Origin of the sequence: Dyadobacter luteus (assembly GCF_003383615.1) — a bacterium.
Taxonomy (GTDB): Bacteria; Bacteroidota; Bacteroidia; order Cytophagales; family Spirosomataceae; genus Dyadobacter; species Dyadobacter luteus.
The window spans coordinates 91,472-112,008 of the sequence record NZ_QNUL01000010.1 but is presented as its reverse complement, the minus strand read 5'-3'; the positions used below and the strand labels follow the sequence as shown (position 1 = coordinate 112,008).

Below are 20,537 nucleotides of genomic sequence, written 5' to 3'. Positions count from 1 at the left end.
TAAGTACAATTATTTCCAAGTGACCGAAAATGTATTTTTGGGTTCAAAAGGTTTATTTCTTCTAAATAATCCAATAAAAAAGCAGAACAGCACCATTTTGGCAACGTTCCCGATAACGATTGCATAAAAAAATATTGATATTTTTTTGACTTATTCCGAGTGCTCTGTCATCTTCCCTTTATCAATGAAAGATGACAAACGGTCTTCAAAATCCGGATTCTTGATTTGATCACATTTCATTCGCTTAAAACTCATTACCCAAATTTGCCTGCCTGATAATCAATGTTATTCCCTACCGGAAGGCTTGATGAACCTGAAAAAGCAGACTGTTTCGAATATGAATTAAGCATTAATAAATAGAATAAATTAAACTGTAATGACTGTATGTTAAGAACACTACAAAGTGCCTCAGCCCTCGGCTTCCTGATCCTAAGTGGCGTGCTGCTACTTAGCAGCCCACAGGTCTATGCGGGAGTCGAATTGAAAGTGACCCGTCACGTCAGTGATAAGAGTATCGCTGTATTTGAGGTGAGTGGAAAGGTAACCGGCGACAATGGTGAGGAGCTGCCGGGTGTGAGTGTGTTGCTGAAAGGAACTACCACCGGGGCAACGTCGGACGTGAACGGGGTTTTTAAACTGACCATTCCGTCTGGCAATGAAACGCTTGTGTTTTCTTACGTGGGTTATTTGTCTCAGGAAATACAGGTTGGTAACCGTTCTATTTTGGATGTGAAGCTATTGCCCGATACCAAGGCTTTGGAAGAAATCGTGGTGGTAGGTTACGGAACGATGAAAAAGAGTGACGTAACAGGTGCGATTACATCAGTGAAATCGAAAGATATTACAGCCATTCCTACTACCAATGCGCTACGCTCATTGCAGGGGAAAGTTTCCGGTATAGACATCACTCAGGCCAGCGGTCAGCCGGGGGCTAACATCAATATCGTATTGCGTGGTAACCGTTCCTTGAAAGCTGATAACGGGCCGCTTGTACTGGTAGACGGCATTCCTTATGGCTCTTTTGTAGATATCAACCCAACGGATATTGCGTCTGTAGAAGTACTGAAAGACGTAGCGTCCACTGCGATTTATGGTACACGTGGAGCGAATGGTGTTATTATCATTACAACAAAAAGAGGTGCGTCAGGAAAATCGAGTTTGTCTGTTAACTCTTTTGTTTCGGTAAATACGAAGGCACTGTATCCCCGCATGATGAACGGCGAGGAATATGCGCAGCAGAAACGCGAAGCATACAGAACTACCAACGGTAATGTATACAGAAAGGACGAAGATATTTTCCAGGTAACCGAGCTGGAATACCTGAGATCGGGGCAGTTTGAAGACTGGCAGAGCTATATCTTCCACACAGGACTAATGCAAAACTATGAAGTGAACCTGACCGGAGGTAATGAAAAAACGACATTTGCGACCTCTTTCGGTTTTCAAAAGGACAAGGGTCTGCTGAAAGACGATGTATACAGAAGATTGAATGGAAAACTAAGTGTTGACCATAAGTTCAACAACAGATTCCGTGTGGGGGTAAGTGCGATTTATTCTTTCAAAAACCAGGATAAAAGAGACAATCCTCTGAACATGGCGAATAAGATTCTTCCGATTGCGAAAGCCTTCAATGATGACGGTTCATTGATTCTTAACCCAGCACCGGGCTATAGTGCGCAGTTTACTCCGCTGGCAGATGAGCAGCCAGGTGTATTTGTGAATAACATCAGAGATAAACGCTTGTTCTCATCTGCTTATATTGATGTAAAAATTACGGACGATCTGATTGCGAAGTCAACAATTGGCTTGGACATAAGTGATTTTCGCAGAGGATACTTCAAAGACTATAATACAGTGGCTAATGCGGGCCGGAAATCTAACTCAGGTGTAGAACTAAATAATGTTCTCAACTACACCTGGGAAAATACCCTGAACTATAACAAAACTATAGGAATACACCAGATTCAGGGTTTATTAGGAACGAGTTCATTAGGTACTTCATTGGAAGAGTTCAATGCTTCGGGTGATAACCAGGGATCCAGGCTTACTTCCTTTTATGATCTGAACTCGAATACAATTTCCAAGATGATTGGAAGTCGTCTTCGTAAAACCCAGATTTCTTCGTTTTTCGGACGGGTAAACTATAAGCTGAATAACAAATATATATTTCAGGCGTCTCTTCGCGCTGATGGATCATCGGTCTTTTCCGAAGGCAATAAGTGGGGGTACTTTCCCTCTGTTTCGGGGGCATGGAGAATTATTGAAGAACCATTTTTACAAAATAGTAATGTAATCAATGATCTTAAGTTACGGGTAAGCTGGGGAAGATCAGGTAATGCCACGATTGATCCGTATATCACTATGGGAGGATTGGGTCTTTCCTCTTATGCTTTCGGTACCAGCTCAGCAGTTGGATACTACCCTAATGTACTGCCAAATCGAATTCTCACCTGGGAAACTACAGGAACATGGAACATTGGTTTGGACTTCGGACTTTTACGAAATCGTATTGCAGGTAACATCGAGCTTTATCAATCTAATACAAGAGATCTTTTATTGCCAAGTTTGCTTCCAACGCATACTGGCTACATCGACGTGTTAGAAAATGTTGGCCAAGTACAGAACAGAGGTATTGAGATTTCTTTGAACTCCCAGAATATCAACGCTAAATCATTTAATTGGTCGACAGACTATACTTTTACGCTGAACCGTGAGAAAATTGTAGCACTGAACAGTGGGGTGACCCGCAATGAAGCCAATCGCTGGTTTGTGGGAGAACCTACCAAAGTATTCTACGATTATAAGAAAATAGGCATCTGGCAGTTGGGTGAAGAAGAGGCTGCGAAGGCGTTTGGAAATAACAAGCCAGGTGATGTGAAGGTAGCAGACATGAACGGCAATGGAGTTGTAGATCCGGGCGACCGTACTACTTTCTCCCAGGTACCAAAGTTCTCAATTGGTGTTAATAACCATTTTGAGTACAAAGGATTCGACCTGAGCGTGTTTGTATTTGCCCGTGTGGGTCAGTTTATCAATTACGAATACAATGCAGGTTCTTACAAACCAAGTGCATTGGAAAACTCCTCTAATGTAGATTACTGGACTCCTGAGAATCCAACCAACTCACATCCAAGACCTAACAGCTCGTATTCTACAACCAACTACCTGTATCAGTCTACTTTGGGTTTTGTAGATGGCTCGTTCCTGAAAATACGTGATGTTTCTTTGGGGTATAATATTCCATCAGGATTGACTAAAAAACTGGGCGTTGGAAGGGTAAGAGTATACAGTACACTACAGAACTATTTCACTTTCAGTAAGATCAAAGATTACGATCCGGAGCGTGGTGGCGATTTGAGTTTCCCACTTGTGAAGCAGATGATTTTTGGTGTAAACATCGACCTTTAGTCTGGTAGTAGCTGAAAAGAAGTATAGTATTTAAAACGACATTCTAATGAAAACTAAAATAATAGCACTTTGCATGGCAGCATCACTTGTAGGTTTAACCTCTTGTGAAGATTACCTGAAGGAAACAAATAAAAGTGGTCTGACTGAAGAAACATTTTTTAAAACTGAACTGGGCATTACTGCATCTGTGAATGCTAGTTATTCTGCCACCAGGTTGTGGTATGGCAAAGAGTTTCCATCTGCTTTTGCCGAAACCGGAACAGATCTTTTCCTGAGAGGCGGCGATAATAAAGCAAACCAGATATCGGATTATACCGTCGACCTGAACGGTGCGCAAACTAATTTGAAAGACTACTGGGCACATTTGTATAAAGCGCTCAATATATGTAACACGACGTTGAAATTACTTCCGTCACCTGTTTTGAGTGAAGCACTTAATAAGCAATATGAAGGGGAAGTACGTTTTCTTCGTGCCCATTATCTATGGCTGATCACTGAAACTTGGGGTGATGTAGTACTTTCTACAGAACCTACAGTTGGTATCGTAAGGACAGCAAAACGTTCAAGTGTAGCTGATTTTTATAAGGTTATTTTTGATGATCTGAATATTGCCATTACGAATCTTGCCGCTCAGAAATCGACAACAGGTCGTATTACACAGGATGTGGCAAAGGCATTTAAAGCCCGTATGTGCCTGACTCGTGCAAGTTCTACCAATGATGCAGCATTATACGCTGAGGCTGCGAAATTGGCTAAGGAAGTGATTGGTACGAATCGTTACACGCTATTCAGTGATTTTAAATCATTGTGGGCAATGAACAATTCCGAAGGGGGAACCAACTCGGAGGTGATATATTATGTGAATTACACCAACGACGATACGATGAACGGCGATTTTGACCTTGCCGCTGGAAAAGGAAATAACAGCCACCTGCACTACATCATGGTATACGACAAACAACCCGGTATGGAGCGCTCAGTGGCTTATGGTCGTCCGTATCAGCGTTATGTGCCTACCTTGCACTTGTTGGATCTGTTCAATGAAAATGTGGATCAACGTTACCATGGTTCATTCCAAACAGTGTGGAAAGCCAATATGGCAAATCTGAAAGCAGGTACGGTAACGGGATATTCCAAAATGGCATTGGGAGATACTTCCATGTTGTTTTTGAAATCGGCTGCGACACCGGCACAAATCGCGAATGCTGCAGACAGATACAAAATTTATGACCGCAATACCATGTACAAGACTGATGGCACGCTCCAGACAAGATCACAGTTTATTCAGTTGAGTAAGTTTATGGATCCGACCCGTTTGACTGCGAACCAGGAGTGGAGTTCAAGAGATGGTTTTGTGATTCGTATCGCTGAAATGTACCTGATCGCTGCTGAGGCATTGATGACTACCAATCCAGCTGAAGCATTGAAGTATGTAAACGACCTTCGTAAAAAACGTGCGGTAGCAGGTAAAGAGGCAGACATGGAAATTGCTGCGAAAGATCTCAACATTGATTTCATTCTGGACGAGCGTGCACGGGAGTTTGCAGGTGAACTTTTCAGATGGTATGATCTGAAACGCACCAATAAGCTGATTAGCTATGTGCAGAAGTACAATAACGATGCGAAAGGTAATATCAAAGAACACCACATGTTACGTCCGATTCCACAGGTTCAGCTGGATGCTGTAAGCAACAAAGACGAGTTCAAACAAAACCCGGGTTACAACTAGGATGCTTTTTGAAAATATTCACAAATCCGGCAGGCTGCTGTCTGCCGGATTGATCCGGGGTGCGGTATGCATTCCGGTTTTTCTTTTTGGGATGACAGTTGCGACGGCGCAGGACAATGCGCTGGCGTGGAAGAACAATCTGGCGTATAATGCCTATCTGATGCGTGATGTTCATGCCCAGTATGTACATAGGAACGAGCAGTTTCAAAAGGCGCTTTCATCTGCAAAAAGTATGGAGGCATACAGAGAAAAGGTAAGGTCTTCCTATAAAAACATAGCGGGAAGTTTTCCTTCCAAATCCTCTTTGAATGCCAAGGTGATCGCCCGCAAACAATTTGAAGGTTATTCTGTTGAAAATATTGTGTTTGAAAGTAAACCGGGACGGTTGGTTGCAGCGAATCTATATCTGCCAGAGGCAACGGGTCCTGTTCCAGCGGTAATGCTGTTGGCCGGGCACGGCATGGCTGGCAAAGCCTCTGAGCAGCGGGCTGCTATCACGCTGGTACAAAATGGAATGGCTGTGCTGGCAGTGGATCCCATAGGACAGGGTGAAAGAGTACAGTTACTGGATGATGCGGGAAAGCCTGCTACCAGAGGTGCTACGACGGAACATACTTTGCTGAATGCAGGTGCGAATCTGACAGGAACAAGCGTAGCGGCAATGGAATATTGGGACAATCACCGTGCACTGGACTACCTCGAAACCAGAAAAGAGATTGATCCGACACGGCTGGGATGTATTGGCAGCTCGGGAGGAGGAACACAAACGACTTATATACTTGGACTGGACGACCGGATTAAAGTGGCAGTAGTATGCAGTTATGTGTCTAAGCGTGAGCGGGTATTGGAACTGAATGGTCCTTCAGATGGCTGTCAGCATATTCCTTACGAGGGAAGAGAGGGGCTTGAAATCGGAGACTTCCTGCTGATGTTCGCGCCGAAGCCATTACTGATTATGTCCGGATTGTATGACTTTGTTGATTACTGGGGGGCGCAGCAAACGTTCAGTGAGCTGAATGCCGCTTATGCTGTTTTAGGTCAAAAAGAAAAAGTAGGAATGTTCACTGCGGAAACGGGACATGGCATGCCCAGACCAAAAAGGGAAGCTGCCGCATCCTGGTTTCGCCAATGGTTTTTTCAGGATAAAAAATCTGTGCAGGAGATGGCAGCCAATACTGTTCCTGAGAAAGAATTGTGGACGGGTGCGACAGGTCAGTTGCTCAAAGACTTTCCTGAGAATGTATCCATTCCTGCTGAAAACAGTATAGAAAGTAAGTTGCTGGCTTCCCGGCGGGCAGCATTTTTGAAACAGAACGACAAAGTGATTCGAGAAAAGGTACAGGAATTACTCGGGCTTACAGAAAACAAAAATCCTGTTTCAGCAGAACCAACGGGAACTGTTGCTGCCAGAAATTATACACTGAATAAATACCAGTTGGTGAGCGCAGGAGAGATGCCGGTACCTGTTCTGGTTATTTATCCTGAACAAACATCAAAAAACGACAATGTTGTAATTCTTCTGAATGAAGATGGAAAGTCAGAGGTGATGAGAGACGAAAAGTCGCTGGAAGCTTTTGTAAACAGGGGAGATATAGTAGTATTGGCGGATTTAAGAGGAAAAGGTGAAACGACCGATCCGGCAGAACTGAATGATACAAAGTATTGGAACAAAGAATACAGAAACGCCATGATCAGTATGCACATTGGTAAACCCATTATGGGGCAGCGTGTGACGGATATTCACTCAGTCGTCGCTTTTGTTAAAAATGAATCCCGTATGAAGGGCCGAAATGTAGTGCTTAGGGCGAACGGCGTGTACGGGCCTGCCGCTGTACATGTTGCTTATCTCAATACGGATATTCACTCCGCCGAGATTTCGGGATCGATCAAATCCTTTGATGAGATTGTAAGCAATCCGTTGCAACGGGATGTGTATTCCAATGTGCTGTATGGCGTTTTGAAATACTACGATCTGAAAGATCTGGCAGAGAAAGCAGGTAAAGGAAGAGTAAGGTTTGTAGATTAGAGGGTTAACTAAAAATCGAAAGGCTTCCCACATAGGGAAAGCCTTTCGCTCTTATTGTATCAGAAGAAAATTGATTAAGTATTCATTCGTGTCCATCGGTGTAATCCGTGGCAAACATATCACATGTTATTCCGAATCCTTATACAAACCGAATTCGCTGATCGCCACACTCACAGGAGACTTCGTGATACGCAACCGAAATCTTTTGGCAGTAACCGGAATCTCCAGTTTCACCAGTCGTTTCGCTCCTACACTCGTGCCATGATGTACTTCTTTCCAGTCACTTCCTTCCCACACGTCCACGGCAAATCCTTCAATACGCTGACCCAGTTTGATAAACTCCTGCAAGCTGATAACATCAAAAGTAACAGCCTGTGGTAAGTCAAACACCACTTCCGGCGTTTTGAAATCATCATCTGTCGCCCAGTAGGTTTCATTTTTTCCATCCAGGATATTTTTGGCACTGTAAACGCTGTTATACCCTCTCACATTTACAGCTTTAGAACTTGCTTTGGCCAGCAGGTTCACAGCAAAAGTTTTACTGATATGGTCTCCGAAAGACTTCAGCGCAGCGACATCATCGTCATGCAATTGTCCTCTGGTATCCGGCGCAAGACCTAAATCCAAAGCCGCCCCACGACCCACACTTTTCAGGTACAGGTCGAAAAGTTTTTCCGGCGTTTTAGGTTTTTCATTCGGGTGGTAAAACCAACCTTTGCGTAGGGGAACGTCACATTCTGCCGGAATCCAGGCTTTCCCGTTACGTGTTCCGCCCGGGTTTTCATCCGCATTGGCCTGGCCAGGTACGGCCACATTTTGCCCCTTCGAAGGAACCGGTGTCAAGGTTGCCCATGAAGTTTCGTTTACAGACCCATCTTCATTTCCAGCCCAGCGCACATCCCAGCCAATATCACTGAAAATGCTTGCTCCCGGTTGCAATTTACGTGTCAGGTTTGTCCAGGTAGAATCCCACTGATAATAGGTAGTGTTATCAATGGAACGTTTTTCTCTCGCTCCTCCGTAGTAGCCGTCTCCGCCATTTGCACCATCGTGCCATGACATAAACAGGTCACCATAATTGGTATAAAGTTCTTTGAGCTGTTCACGGTAGATCTGCAGGTATTCAGCTGTTCCGTATTTGGCGTTGTTTCTGTCCCAGGGTGAGCAATATACCCCGAATTTCAAGCCATGTTTGCGCGCTGCATCAGCTACCTCTTTCACCAGATCCCCTTTTCCGTCACGGAAAGGACTTTTTGAGATGTTGTATTCAGTTGTTTTGGTAGGCCAAAGTGCGAATCCATCATGGTGTTTAGCTACTAAAACAATACCTCTCAGTCCGCCCGCTTTGGCAGCCAGTACGATTTGCTCTGCATTAAAATTGGAAGGATTGAACACTTTCGGATCAGCGTCACCGAATCCCCATTCTTTGTTTTCGAAAGTAGTTGGGGTGAAGTGCATGATTCCGTAAACCTCTGTTTCGTGCCATGCGATCTGGCGCGGAGCAGGTAATGCACCATAAGGTTTGGGAGGTTGTTGGGCAAAAGCATTTAGTCCGGTCAGCAGCAGCAGAGAAGCTAATGGTTTTATCATTTGAGTCTGGGTCAGGTCAGCTAAAATTTATCAGAAAGTAAATATCTGACAAATTTCGGAAGGTTCTGCGGTTCGGAGCGGAAATTGTCGGATTAGAAATGTGTTGCCTTTCTTCTTGATTGTAAAAGAAGAAGTGTTACCAAGGTAAGAACTGCTTCTATTGCCAGCCATGTCAACACAAAGGAGTTCGGTACCCCTTCTGTGATGATGCCATACAGGCGACCTGATACAAAACCGGCACCGTACAGGCCGGCAAGCATCAGGGCTTCCTTTTGCATCTTAAAAGCACCAAATATCAGAAAGAGCCCAAAGGTGAGATTCACGCCACCATAATAGGCTCTTGTTGAGCTTCTGGCACTGAGATTATCGAGATGAATACCAACAAAGTCCATCACGGTTTGTGGATTGGCAATCGCCTGCACAGCTACATTCAGGAAGGCTAATCCGACGATAACTAAAAATACTTTTGTGAAAATTTCAACTTTACGCATCAGGAAGTCTGTTAGAATTTTTGCAAAATTATCTTTCCTCCGAAGCGTGAATCTTGATTGATATCAAGACTTTTTCAGTCTGCTCAATGTCTCGGGAGTCATTCGTAAATAGGAAGCAATGTACTTATGCGGAATCTGTTGAAAAATCCCGGGATGCCGCCGCATCAGTCTTTCATAACGTGTTTGGGGAGAACTGGTTAGGATATCAATTTCTCTTTCCACCAGATCCAGCATAATCAGTTCTGTTCGGTGCCGCCAGTATTTCGCAAATGTCAGGTTGTTGTCCAGGAAACCATAAAAGCTTGTTTTTTCGATACCCCAGACTTTAGCTGACTTGATTGCCTGAATGTAGAATTCAGAAGGCCGGGAGGTATGAAATGACGGTAAATCCAGAATAAAAGTATTGGGATAACCAAAACCTACAATCATTTCCAGCTCGTCCACTTCATAGCAAATTCTGAAAGAGCCGCTTTCAATGAAGTAAATGTTTGTTTCTGCCTTACCTCTCGGATAAAGCAGGTCATTTCGGCTTATAGTTTTCTGAACTGTCCATAAAGCAGCAAAGTCATTCAATTCAATTGCATTCAGGTCCGGAATTTCATTTCTAAGTGCGGTTATCAGGCTGGACTCCATCGTAGTTGGTTACTCTGTTTTACAGTGTTAAAGTGTTTATAAATATCCGACAAATATTTGAAGCTCTTGCCGAAGTTTGAATCTCAACGTTTATACTTCCACCGGCTTTTCCGCGAACAAAACGGGCAGTTCGCCGACAAATACATCCAACTCGTCTATTAAAAAAATGAAATCCGATACAGTAATATTCCTTTGTATCGGGAATTGCACTTTTGAAGCAAACAAACATTTTGATACCCGACCGTAAAACTATCAGATCCATGAGAAAATCAATAAAAGCTTTGTTCAGTACTGCCGTTTTTGCAGGCCTGTTTTTATACCACACTCCTCAAACCTTTGCACAGGTGCCGGTTCAGGGGAGTGGAGCTAATGTACCTGCGACCGATGCTGCTGTCAAAGGAAACTCTAAAATAAGTGGGGTTGTAGCGGATTCAGTGGGTAATAAAGGAATTGAGTTTGCCAGTATTGCACTTTTCAGTGTAAGTGATAATAAGCCGGTGGATGGAACTACTGCAGATGAATCAGGGAAATTTTCAATGTCGAAAATTGCGCCGGGAAATTACAGACTGTTGATTTCATTTATCGGTTACAAGGACAAGGCAATTAACAATATCAAAGTGGAGAAAGGGAAGGATGTAGAGTTAGGTTCCATCACTTTGGCATCGAGTGTCCAGGATCTGGCTGAGGTGACGATCACCGGAGAGAAATCTATGATCGAAGAAAAGGTGGACAGGCTCGTATACAATGCTGAAAAAGACATTACTTCAAAAGGTGGAGACGCGGCTGATTTATTGCGTAAAGTACCTATGCTTTCGGTCGATCTGGATGGTAACGTGTCGCTGAGAGGAAGTTCTAATATCCGGGTTTTGGTGAATAACAAACCTTCTACCATCATTGCCAGCAATGTAGCCGACGCTTTGAAACAGATTCCCGCGGACATGATCAAATCCGTAGAGGTGATTACTTCTCCTTCTGCCAAATACGATGCGGAAGGTTCCGGAGGGATCATTAATATCATTACCAAGAAGAATAATTTGCAAGGGTTAACATTGAATATTGACTCGGGTGTAGGTAACCGCGGTACCAATCTGGGTTTAAATGGGAGCTATAGAAAAGGAAAAATGGGCTTCACATTGGGAGGTTTTGGTCGCGCATTCTATAACAAAGCAGAATCAACACTCAACCAGACTACGTTTTCGGGCGCTGATTCCTTCCTGACTAATCAGAGCTCAACTGCTAAAGACAGAGGTTTGTTCGGGCAATATTCGTTAGGTTGGGATTATGATTTGGGTAAAAATCAGGCTTTATCGGCAGGTGTGCGATATGGAACGCGGAATTTTATCCAGAAACAGGATCTGACAATCAATCAGTTTGAAAATGATGTTCTGAATTCGAGCTCCCTACGGAAGGTAGATCGTAAAGATCTTTCCGGTACAGTGGATGTCAATGTGGATTATATCAAAACGTACAAACCAGGGAAGGAGTGGAGTATTTCGACACTATATAGCAGAACCGGGCTTACCAATAATTTTGATACGGATTATATCGGCGAGTCGGGTAGCGTAACGGGGGGACTGAAAAATGAGAATAAGAACTTCAACTCAGAATTCACACTTCAGACGGATTATACAACACCGATCAACAAAAATCAGTCACTTGAATTCGGTGCAAAAGGAATTTTCAGAACGGTGAATAGTGACTATAAATATCTGGTAGCAGGAGCATCAGGCAGTTACCTTTTGGATCCGACCAATCCTGCAGGGTCTTTAAAATACAACCAGAATGTAGGTGCAGGATATGTTTCCTATACGTTGTCAACAGCGAAAAAATATACATTCAAAATTGGTACCCGTTACGAGTTCACAGGAATTACGGCTGATTTGGGTGAAAAAGGAGAAGTATCGATACCCAATTACGGTAATCTGGTTCCAAGCATCAACGTGTCGAAGGCATTGTCAGGAAGTACTACTTTGAAGGCGGCTTACAACAGAAGGATACAACGTCCCGGAATTCAGCAGTTGAATCCGAACGTTAACCTGGCTAATCCGCAAAGTATCAGCACTGGTAATCCGGCACTTAGCCCTGAACTGACTGATAATTTTGAACTGGGACTGAGCACCAATATCAAAAAGACTTATCTGAACGTTTCAGCTTTTGCGCGCCAGACCAACAATTCTATTACACAGGTCCGGACCGCAGTAGATACATTGCAAGGTGCTGTCGTAACAACTTTCGAAAATATAGGAAAACAACGGGCATACGGGATGAACGTTTTCGCAAACGTATATCTTACTCCGAAATGGACCTTAAACGGAAGCCTGGATCTGTTGCATTCTTATATGGAAGGACAAACTACCAATGCAGAGGGACTTTCTGAGGCGGTCAATAATTCAGGATTTAACTACGGCGGACGTCTGATGTCACAAATTCAGCTGAGACAGGGTTGGGGATTGCAGGCATTCGGTTTTTACCGTGGGAAAGAAGTACAATTACAGGGAACACGTACAGGATTTTATATGTACTCTCTGGGCTTCAAGAAGGATTTTGCCAACAAAAAGGGAAGTATCGGATTTGCAGCAGAGAACTTCATGACCAAAGGTGTGCGTTTTACGTCCGATCTTAGCTCGGCTCAGTTTAATCAGACAAGTGCTACCCAGCTGTATAACAGGAACTTTAAGATTACTTTCAACTACTCTATTGGTAAAATGAGTTTTGATGCACCGAAGAAGAAAACCAAATCTGTTAATAACACCGACGTAATGGGTGGTGGGGAAAACAACGGCTCAAAATAGCATAACGTAAAAAATTGAAGCTTTGGCCGCTATGTAGGCTATACGTAGATTTATTCCCGGTTATTCATCAATAATCGTATCGGCGGTTTGCAACTTCAGAACTGAAGAGGTAAAGCGCCGAAATCTTTATACAAACAGAATAATCACTTACTGTTATTCACCTTGTGATTGTTGATCAGTTCGACACTTTTAATACTTCCAACCGGCGCTATTTTAATGTTTTTACTTCCCTTGGACAGATAAAAATAATAAGAGCTGTTGTTGTCGAACAAATGAACTTCTTCGGATTTGTCAGAGTCAAAACTAATTCTGTGGTCATAAGTCAGTTCGTTATTCTGAATCTTCTTAACCAGATCCATTCCGTCGCTAATTCCCTGACTGAAAAAAAATGAAGAAAGTCCGGCGATGAAGAAGCCGAAAAATGTCTGTGAAATAAGGTTTTTGATTTCTTCTTTTGTCAGAGCCTGGTCAGAGGGCTTCTGTCCGACAAGCTTTTGTACCCACTTGCTGTGACTATTTTTGCTGAGTAAAAATTGAAAAAGCAGGGAGAGCGCAACAAGAATGAGTACAGCCACAAGAATAACAGGTCGGGAAGTCAAATCAGCAATCGGGCTGATCAGTACATCCATGAGTGACGAATACTTAAGAATATTAATATCCAGTTGATAGTAATGAAGACTTTCCTTGATAATTCCCAGGATGATGAGATACAGATAGCCGAGGGGTAGTAAACTCTGAAGTTTGTCTAAAGATTTTGTCAAGGTATGTGCATTAAGCTGTGACGGATCGTTTCAGGTAAAATTACATAAGTTTATCAAAAGTCTGTTTTGAAGAGCAGATGTTATTCATTTCAATAAGACTTTTAATGTACCTCGTGCTGCTTCGGCCACGGTAGCCCGTAGCCCGTTTCACATAGCAGCTTCAAACTTCGCATAAATCGTCCCCACGTATAACTACACTCAGCAAACATCGGAGTGTATTCCTGCCAGTTGTCGTGCGCAAAAGAGAGTAGCGTCAGGTTTTCGCCATTTCCTTGTTGCTGTATTTGTCCACTGATTTCAGGATGTAATTGAAGGAAAGCTTGTCTGTCTCCATGTTCGAGCCTAAATGTAATGCTGGTATCGATCCATTCTGTGGCTCCTTTTGTGCAGCGCCAGGCAACCCATTCTAAGGGAATCAGCTCGGTAATCAGCATCTCCTTATAGTATTCAGTACCAAAGTGAAATCTGGCATGACTCCCAACCTGAGGCAGCGCGTCCGTATCCGGCGTCCACCACCGCGAAAGACCTTCGCTTGTAGTGATGGCCTCATATACTTTTTCTATGGGCGCGCTGATGATCAGGGAATGACGAATATGTGGCATAGGCTGGTTTTTCTTGAGAATGAAAGAATAGGATTAATTCTGATTTTATAAGATGTTGTCGATGAATCTATTTCCACCTGGACAAAAAAGGACATGGGTTCATAACTTCAGTCTTGAAAAAATAATCCGTCTCCATTCTCTTACCTGAGATGCGGTAAGTAGCTATCTCTGTCACGCTGTCCATGTATTTTCCACCTTAGTCACAATCCATTTTTTATTCACTTTTTCTAGATAAGCAAAATAGCCTAGCCCGCACTTGGACCCGCAACTGTATTCGATTGTCATGATTGCTTTTTGCTTTTTCTCGTCAAAATAGATCTTGGAAAATGATAGCTCACCGATGAATTTTGGATACCTGGCTTCCCAATTACGGTATTCATCATTAGGCTTTAATTCAGAAAGGTATTTGAAATCGAATTTTTCATATTGATGTTTGCTAAGGTCAATTTTAAATTTTTCTGAACTTGATGGCTTAAAGTTTTTAGGAATAAATTGGATATCATCCTTGTAAATCATATGAACAGAGTCGGCGATGGCCAGAACCATGTGGAGTGTATCTTTTTGTAAAGCTTCAAATTTCTCTTTACACTCCGGATCATCATACACGATTATGGGTCCTTTTTCTGTAATTATTTCACTGGTTCTACAGTGAGATGTATATGTCTTATCCTTGTAGGATGCATTTACGATTTCATAAAAGATTTGATTAAACAGGGTCTGTTCAAATTCTAATGTAGATTCACTGGGTGTACATCCCTGTAAAAGCAAACCTGTTACAAACAGGCTGCACCATTTTATGAAGTGATTCCGTTTTACTTTAATGCTGTTGCGTGTCATTGTATTGCCAGAGTACGTTAATGATCTTCCAGGAGCCGTTCAGTTTCGTAAGATGCATGTAATCAATCCATTCGTCAGCAATTAGTTTTACAGAGGCGGTTCGTTCGGAAACATCCAGCAGCTTCACTTCTTTACGGGATTTGGACGGGAACTTGTCACCGTTTTTATTATAACTTTCAGCCAGTAGCACCATAGATTCGGTGGTAGTTTCGCGCACGTAATCTTTCCATGTGGCTTTGTCTTTCCAGAAAGTCCGTTTGACCATGCGTGGATGTAAGGCACGTTCCATTTGCGCAGGATTCGGTATATGTTGCGATTCAATGTAATCCAGCGCGGCTTGTTTTATGGCTAGCGAATCCTGTTTGGTTTGAGCGAATAACTGTCCGGTCAGAAACAAGAAGAGTAGTGTACAGAAAATAGGTTTCATCAGGAAAAGTAAATGTTAGATTTGGGTTTTCTTCAATATGTAATAAATGACGTTCGGTGATTGCAATTATTGTTTTGTATAGAACTGAAAAGTAATTTATTATCACTTTGTAATCAGGAATAGCAAAGGGAATAGGGTTGGTGCAATTTAAAAAATACAACATGCTTGAAAAATAAGTAGAGTAGGCCTATCTATGGTCTCAGTTCCAAAAATCACGTAGTGATGTAATTTTGGTAGAAAAATAAAACCATTGTTATGTCTGAATCCCGTTGGGGATGTAATCACAAGTTATTTATTGCATATAGATATGACAGGTCTTGCGGCATTTCAATACGCAGATTCAAATTGGAAGTGCAATTTTGTATTTTAAAGCGAACTGAATTGGAGATAAATAACCTAATGTCTTACGTGGTCGGCTATCGAGTTGATTTTCGATCCAATCTACATCAGATTTTTTTACAATCCTAATCGTGCAGGACTTTGGGATATACCGTTTTATCTGGTTTTTAATAGACAGGTTCTGAGTACTGAAATAACTGTCACAGGAGTTACACAATCTTCTTCTCACAAACCAGATCATTGCACTTTTTAAATAATCCTTCTATATTTCGAAAGAACAAACTGAACATTTTGATTATGCAGATAAGCGATCTGAAAATACTATTTTTTGATATTGGAGGGGTGTTGTTAACCAACGGCTGGGGGCATGAATCCCGATTACAGGCAGCAGAAAAATTTGGACTGAACTATAAAGAGATGGATCAGCTTCACAACTTCATTTTCAATGTATATGAAATCGGAAGTATCACGCTCGACCAGTATCTGGATACTGTTATATTCAATCATCCGAGAGATTTTGTCAGAGAGGACTTCAAGGAGTTTATGTATGCTCAATCCGTAGAATTGCCAGATATGCTGGCCTGGTTGAAGGAATGGAAAAAAAACTGTGGTTTTCGCATTATTTCTATCAACAACGAAGGGAAAGAATTGAATGACTACCGGGTTCAGAAGTTTAAGCTCCACAATTGTTTTGATGCATTTATTTCGTCCTGCGAAGTAAAACTGCGTAAACCGGATCCTCAGATTTTCCAGCTGGCCATGGGTATCGCCCAGGCTACGCCCAGCCAATGTGTATATTTCGACGACCGGATTATGTTCACAAATACAGCTAAAAAGCTCGGGATCAGAGCTTATCAGCACACCAGCTTTGACTCAACCAAAGAGATTCTTGAAGAACTGAAAAAGGAGAAATTTGACCGGCTGTTCTAAAGGAATGATAACAACGGAGCTGGAATAATGCTGATTATTCCGGCCTGTTTATGAGTTCATCCCACAGCCCTTTTCCCCTCGCTCTATGCTTGACCAGAACTTCTTGCCAACCTCAGGCACACTCTATTCTCTGCCCGATTCTGAGTACATGCCCATCGGGGTCTTCCACAAACATTTCTCTCATGTTCCACGCTTTGTCCTCAGGTGGTGAAAGGATTCTGGCACCTTTTTCTTTTATGGTGTTGTAATAAGCATCCACATCGTCTACGATTATTGCGATCCACGTGCCGGGATGTCCCTGTCCATGGAGGCAGAAGAATATCTCAACACCATCCTTCGCAATACCTCCAAAGTCCACAGGATCGCCCCATTCCCAGGAGTTTTCAAAACCCAGAACCTCGATGTAGTATTGTAAACTCTTTTTTATGTCTGTCGAGTACAGTATGGGATTAGATTTTTCGAATTTCATAGGGATATCATTATCGATTAAAATCTGCCTCTGGCTAGAATACTTATATCTTCAAATTTAGCCAAATAGTTTTACTGTGAGACATCATGTCGCTGTTTATCAGTATGCTTTTTCAGGTTGATAAAAGAATGGATAAGTGCTTGTTTGAGCGGCGGTTATATATGTTTTTAGATAATTATAAAAAAAATAGAAGAAATTCGATCTAAAGGCGATCATAAAACGTAGGGTATAGTAGCACGGTGACAAATGTGTCGCCTCTCACCACTATAGTTACAATCTGGAATTTTGCGTGCTACCTCTCTAATAGGCTTTGACCTTTCGGTTGGGGTTTTTCGTTATTATTCTGATTATGAAAGAAGTATGTATACCTCCATATCATAAATACAATAGTGAAAAAGAAACTGACGCTGTTATGGTTGCTTGTTTTGGCCTCAGCGGTGATGGCGCTGTTCTGGTATAATTCCTGGGTATACCTTTTGCCTACTCCTGTGCCGGAAAACTACAAACCTGTTGCTATCGGTAGTAAGCTGCTTGTCCATGGGTTACCCGAAACTACTGACAAGAAACCCAGATTTATTCACTTTTTTAATCCGGAATGTCCCTGTTCCAGGTTCAATATCAAACACTTTCAGTCACTTGTACGCGCATATGGAAACCAGGTAGATTTTGCCGTTGTAGTGATGAGTGAGAAAAAATTTACTGCGCAGCAGATCAGGGATCGCCTGAATCTTGATTTACCTGTGATTTTCGATACGAATGTAGCCAGTGCTTGTGGTGTATACTCGACGCCGCAGGCTGTACTGATCAGTTCAAAGGATAAGCTTTTCTATCGTGGCAACTACAACAAAAGCCGCTATTGCACCGATGAGAGTACCAATTACGCAAAAATTGCACTTGCAGGTCTTCTTGGAAATTCGCCGGATATCGCTTTTGATAATGCGGCATTGCAATCATACGGGTGCAGTCTGCCGTATTGCAAGAAATAATTACACTTCAGCATGACAAAAACCACAGAAAATATATCTCCTCAAAAAAAACTCATATTCTTTTCTATGGTAAAGGAAAGTTCGGACCGATCCATGAATTATTTTCTGATCGGATACTTTTTACTCGGCCTGCTTTTTGCAACCTTCTATGATACCTGGTTTATTGCCCTGGGCGTAGGGGGGATCTCGCTTATTGCCTACTATTCGACGAAATGGCTGCTCCCTTCTTCGGATCTGTATCAGTATGTGCTGAGTGCTGTGCTGGGTATTTTTATGGCGCAATTCATTTATCAGATGCACGGCTTGTTTGAAATGCACTTTTTTGCATTTATCGGTAGTGCTTTGCTGATCACTTTTCGCAAATGGCAGCTGCAGATACCCATGATGCTTGTTGTACTTGTGCATCATGCAATTTTCGGTTATTTGCAGAATTCGGGTTATGCTGAGGTGTATTTCACACGACTGGAATATTTTGATCTCATGACTTTTGTCATTCATATATTGTTGGCGGGAGTGATATTTTTTATCTGCGGGCTATGGTCTTATACGATGAAAAAATCAGCAGAGTTCCAGCTTGAACAGACTGCTAAAATGGCTGAATTGGAAAAAGAAGCAGCGCTTTCGGAAGAAAGGAAGCGTAATGAGATGATCCAGAAAGAGGCAAATGTTCGCCTTATAGCTGCAAATACTGAACTTGAAAAGGCACGAAGTGAAGCAGAAAAAGCCAATCAGGCCAAGAGCGTATTCCTGGCTACAATGAGTCATGAAATTCGTACGCCTATGAATGGGGTGATTGGTATGGCTGCCCTTTTGCAGGAAACAGAGTTATCCGATGAGCAGCGTGTATTTACTGAAACAATTGTGAATTGCGGAGATACGCTGATCAACGTGATTAATGATATCCTCGACTTCTCCAAGATCGAATCGGGTAATATGGAGCTTGAAAACGAGGACTTTAATCTGAGACAATGTATTGAAGATATTCTGGATATTTTCGGAGCAAAGGCCACGGCAGCAGGATTGGATCTGATCTATCATATCGAAGAAAATGTACCACTTCAGATTGTGGGAGATTCACTAAGGCTGCGCCAGGTATTGATCAACCTTGTAGGCAATGCCATGAAGTTTACGGAAAAGGGCGAAGTGTACCTTTTTGTTACCAAAGAGAATACTGTTGATGACGAAGAATTGAGACTGAACTTTGCTGTACGAGATACTGGTATTGGTATTCCGGAAAGCAAGCGGGAAAAGCTTTTTAAAGCATTTTCGCAGGTAGATTCAACCACAACAAGGAAATATGGCGGTACAGGTCTTGGTTTGGCTATTTCAGCTCGCCTGGTGGGACTTATGGACGGAGAGATTTCTGTCGCAAGCCAACCTGGTGAAGGTTCTACTTTTTCTTTCAGTATTGCGACGCGAAGAGGCAATAAAATTCTGACCTCTTATATCCATTACAGTATGGAAGGCCAGGAAGGGAAGCAAATTCTGGTTGTGGATGATAATGCGACGAACCTTGCCATACTAAAAAGACAGTTCGAAATCTGGAAACTTAAACCTGTTTTGGCTAAGTCTGGGCAAGAGGCGCTTGATTTGCTGGCTACGAATCCGCAAGTTGATCTGGTGATAACCGATATGCAGATGCCGGAAATGGATGGGGTTATGCTGGCGGAAGAGATTCACACACGACTTCCGCATTTGCCGGTAATTCTGCTCAGTTCCATTGGACAGGAGCTGAAGGAAGCCCACCGTAAATTATTTGTTTCTGCGCTGACCAAGCCCACCCGCCAGCATGAGCTGAGCAAGCATATATTGAATGCACTGCAGACCCACGCAGCTACGGTGATCAAACAGACTGTAGCCGGTAAAATGACTGCTAAATTTGGAGAAAGCCATCCTTTTGTGTTGTTGGTAGCGGAAGATAATCCTGTTAATCAGCTGGTTGTGAAGAGCATGCTTGCGCGATTGGGTTATCAGCCGGATCTGGTAGGCGATGGGCAGCAGGCCGTAGATGCCGCCAGCGAAAAGGAATATGACCTGATTTTGATGGATATGCAGATGCCTGTAATGGACGGACTGGAAGCAACGACTGTGATACGCAAAAAAACAGGGAAACAACCCGTCATTATTGCTCTCACTGCCAACGCTATGGACGGAACCGAGCAGGAGTGTCTGGATGCAGGTATGAATGATTATATCGCTAAGCCCATACGTGTTGAAGAATTGACGGGGAAGTTGGAGAAGTGGTGGAAGCCTCAGGTTATCCAAAGTTTGTGAGTATCCCTGGCCTGTGTCTTTGCAGGACTTTTGGAGATGGGATGTGAAATGTCTGTGAGGACACAGACCTTGGTTGAGGTTATCCGAAGTTTGTGAGTATCCTTGGCCTGTGTCTTCACAGGACTTTTGGGAATGAGATGTGAAATGTCTGTGGAGACACAGCCCTTGATTGAGGTTATCCGAAGTTTGTAAGTATCCTTGGCCTGTGTCTTCACAGGATTTTCGGGAATGAGGTGTGAAATG

General features: G+C 42.7%; 15 protein-coding genes and 1 pseudogene. 7 read left to right on the top strand and 9 right to left on the bottom strand.

The annotated features are described in order from the left end of the window. The first annotated feature begins 384 nt into the window (after window positions 1–384). Genes DSL64_RS14195 through DSL64_RS14185 form a run of 3 tightly spaced genes read left to right on the top strand, consistent with a single transcriptional unit; the run spans window position 385 to window position 7,163 of the window. The gene (locus tag DSL64_RS14195) at window positions 385–3,408 is read left to right on the top strand and encodes a SusC/RagA family TonB-linked outer membrane protein (protein ID WP_115831571.1); all 3,024 of its coding nucleotides are present in this window, start codon (window positions 385–387) and stop codon (window positions 3,406–3,408) included. A gap of 46 nt (window positions 3,409–3,454) precedes the next feature. Beyond that, window positions 3,455–5,137 (top strand): RagB/SusD family nutrient uptake outer membrane protein, encoded by a 1,683-nt coding sequence (locus tag DSL64_RS14190; RefSeq protein WP_115831570.1) that lies wholly within the window; start codon window positions 3,455–3,457, stop codon window positions 5,135–5,137. A 1-nt stretch (window position 5,138) separates the two neighbouring features. Next, a complete protein-coding gene (locus tag DSL64_RS14185; RefSeq protein WP_115831569.1) occupies window positions 5,139–7,163 on the top strand; it encodes an alpha/beta hydrolase family protein in 2,025 nt (674 codons plus the stop codon). Window positions 7,164–7,289: 126 nt separating this feature from the next. On the opposite strand, the gene DSL64_RS14180 is transcribed toward DSL64_RS14185, so the two are convergent. From DSL64_RS14180 to DSL64_RS14170, 3 genes are all read right to left on the bottom strand, one after another. Next, the gene (locus DSL64_RS14180) at window positions 7,290–8,753 is read right to left on the bottom strand and encodes an alpha-L-fucosidase (RefSeq protein ID WP_115831568.1); all 1,464 of its coding nucleotides are present in this window, start codon (window positions 8,751–8,753) and stop codon (window positions 7,290–7,292) included. A gap of 92 nt (window positions 8,754–8,845) precedes the next feature. Continuing rightward, the gene (locus DSL64_RS14175) at window positions 8,846–9,244 is read right to left on the bottom strand and encodes a DUF4345 domain-containing protein (RefSeq protein ID WP_115831567.1); all 399 of its coding nucleotides are present in this window, start codon (window positions 9,242–9,244) and stop codon (window positions 8,846–8,848) included. A gap of 63 nt (window positions 9,245–9,307) precedes the next feature. After that, window positions 9,308–9,877, bottom strand: a complete 570-nt coding sequence (locus DSL64_RS14170) for a Crp/Fnr family transcriptional regulator (RefSeq protein ID WP_115831566.1) — start codon at window positions 9,875–9,877, stop codon at window positions 9,308–9,310. Between the two features lie 260 nt (window positions 9,878–10,137). Between DSL64_RS14170 and DSL64_RS14165 the strand changes: the two genes are divergently transcribed. After that, a complete protein-coding gene (locus DSL64_RS14165) occupies window positions 10,138–12,669 on the top strand; it encodes a TonB-dependent receptor (RefSeq protein ID WP_115831565.1) in 2,532 nt (843 codons plus the stop codon). 143 nt (window positions 12,670–12,812) lie between these two features. On the opposite strand, the gene DSL64_RS14160 is transcribed toward DSL64_RS14165, so the two are convergent. The 5 genes and pseudogenes from DSL64_RS14160 to DSL64_RS29645 form a co-directional block, all read right to left on the bottom strand. Further along, window positions 12,813–13,430, bottom strand: coding sequence for a hypothetical protein (locus DSL64_RS14160; protein WP_115831564.1), 618 nt, complete (start codon window positions 13,428–13,430; stop codon window positions 12,813–12,815). Between the two features lie 101 nt (window positions 13,431–13,531). Further along, on the bottom strand, window positions 13,532–14,032 hold the full coding sequence (locus DSL64_RS14155) for an SRPBCC family protein (protein WP_115831563.1): 501 nt from the start codon (window positions 14,030–14,032) through the stop codon (window positions 13,532–13,534). 171 nt (window positions 14,033–14,203) lie between these two features. Further along, window positions 14,204–14,869 carry a hypothetical protein gene (locus DSL64_RS14150; RefSeq protein ID WP_115831562.1) on the bottom strand — a complete coding sequence of 222 codons (666 nt, stop codon included), beginning with the start codon at window positions 14,867–14,869 and terminating at the stop codon, window positions 14,204–14,206. Then, a complete protein-coding gene (locus DSL64_RS14145) occupies window positions 14,850–15,296 on the bottom strand; it encodes a nuclear transport factor 2 family protein (protein ID WP_115831561.1) in 447 nt (148 codons plus the stop codon). Before DSL64_RS14145 ends, DSL64_RS14150 begins: the two co-directional genes overlap by 20 nt. 340 nt (window positions 15,297–15,636) lie before the next feature. Next, window positions 15,637–15,795: pseudogene (locus DSL64_RS29645) on the bottom strand (IS30 family transposase); the annotation flags it as partial. A gap of 137 nt (window positions 15,796–15,932) precedes the next feature. On the opposite strand from DSL64_RS29645, the gene DSL64_RS14140 reads away from it, so the two are divergent. Further along, window positions 15,933–16,565 carry an HAD family hydrolase gene (locus DSL64_RS14140; protein ID WP_115831560.1) on the top strand — a complete coding sequence of 211 codons (633 nt, stop codon included), beginning with the start codon at window positions 15,933–15,935 and terminating at the stop codon, window positions 16,563–16,565. A gap of 112 nt (window positions 16,566–16,677) precedes the next feature. On the opposite strand, the gene DSL64_RS14135 is transcribed toward DSL64_RS14140, so the two are convergent. Continuing rightward, the gene (locus DSL64_RS14135) at window positions 16,678–17,034 is read right to left on the bottom strand and encodes a glyoxalase superfamily protein (protein ID WP_115831559.1); all 357 of its coding nucleotides are present in this window, start codon (window positions 17,032–17,034) and stop codon (window positions 16,678–16,680) included. A 389-nt stretch (window positions 17,035–17,423) separates the two neighbouring features. Between DSL64_RS14135 and DSL64_RS14130 the strand changes: the two genes are divergently transcribed. Both DSL64_RS14130 and DSL64_RS14125 read left to right on the top strand, forming a co-directional pair. Then, window positions 17,424–18,020: a TlpA family protein disulfide reductase gene (locus DSL64_RS14130; protein WP_115831558.1), complete on the top strand. Its 597-nt coding sequence runs from the start codon at window positions 17,424–17,426 to the stop codon at window positions 18,018–18,020. A 12-nt stretch (window positions 18,021–18,032) separates the two neighbouring features. Further along, window positions 18,033–20,294, top strand: coding sequence for a response regulator (locus DSL64_RS14125; RefSeq protein ID WP_115831557.1), 2,262 nt, complete (start codon window positions 18,033–18,035; stop codon window positions 20,292–20,294). Window positions 20,295–20,537: the final 243 nt, after the last annotated feature.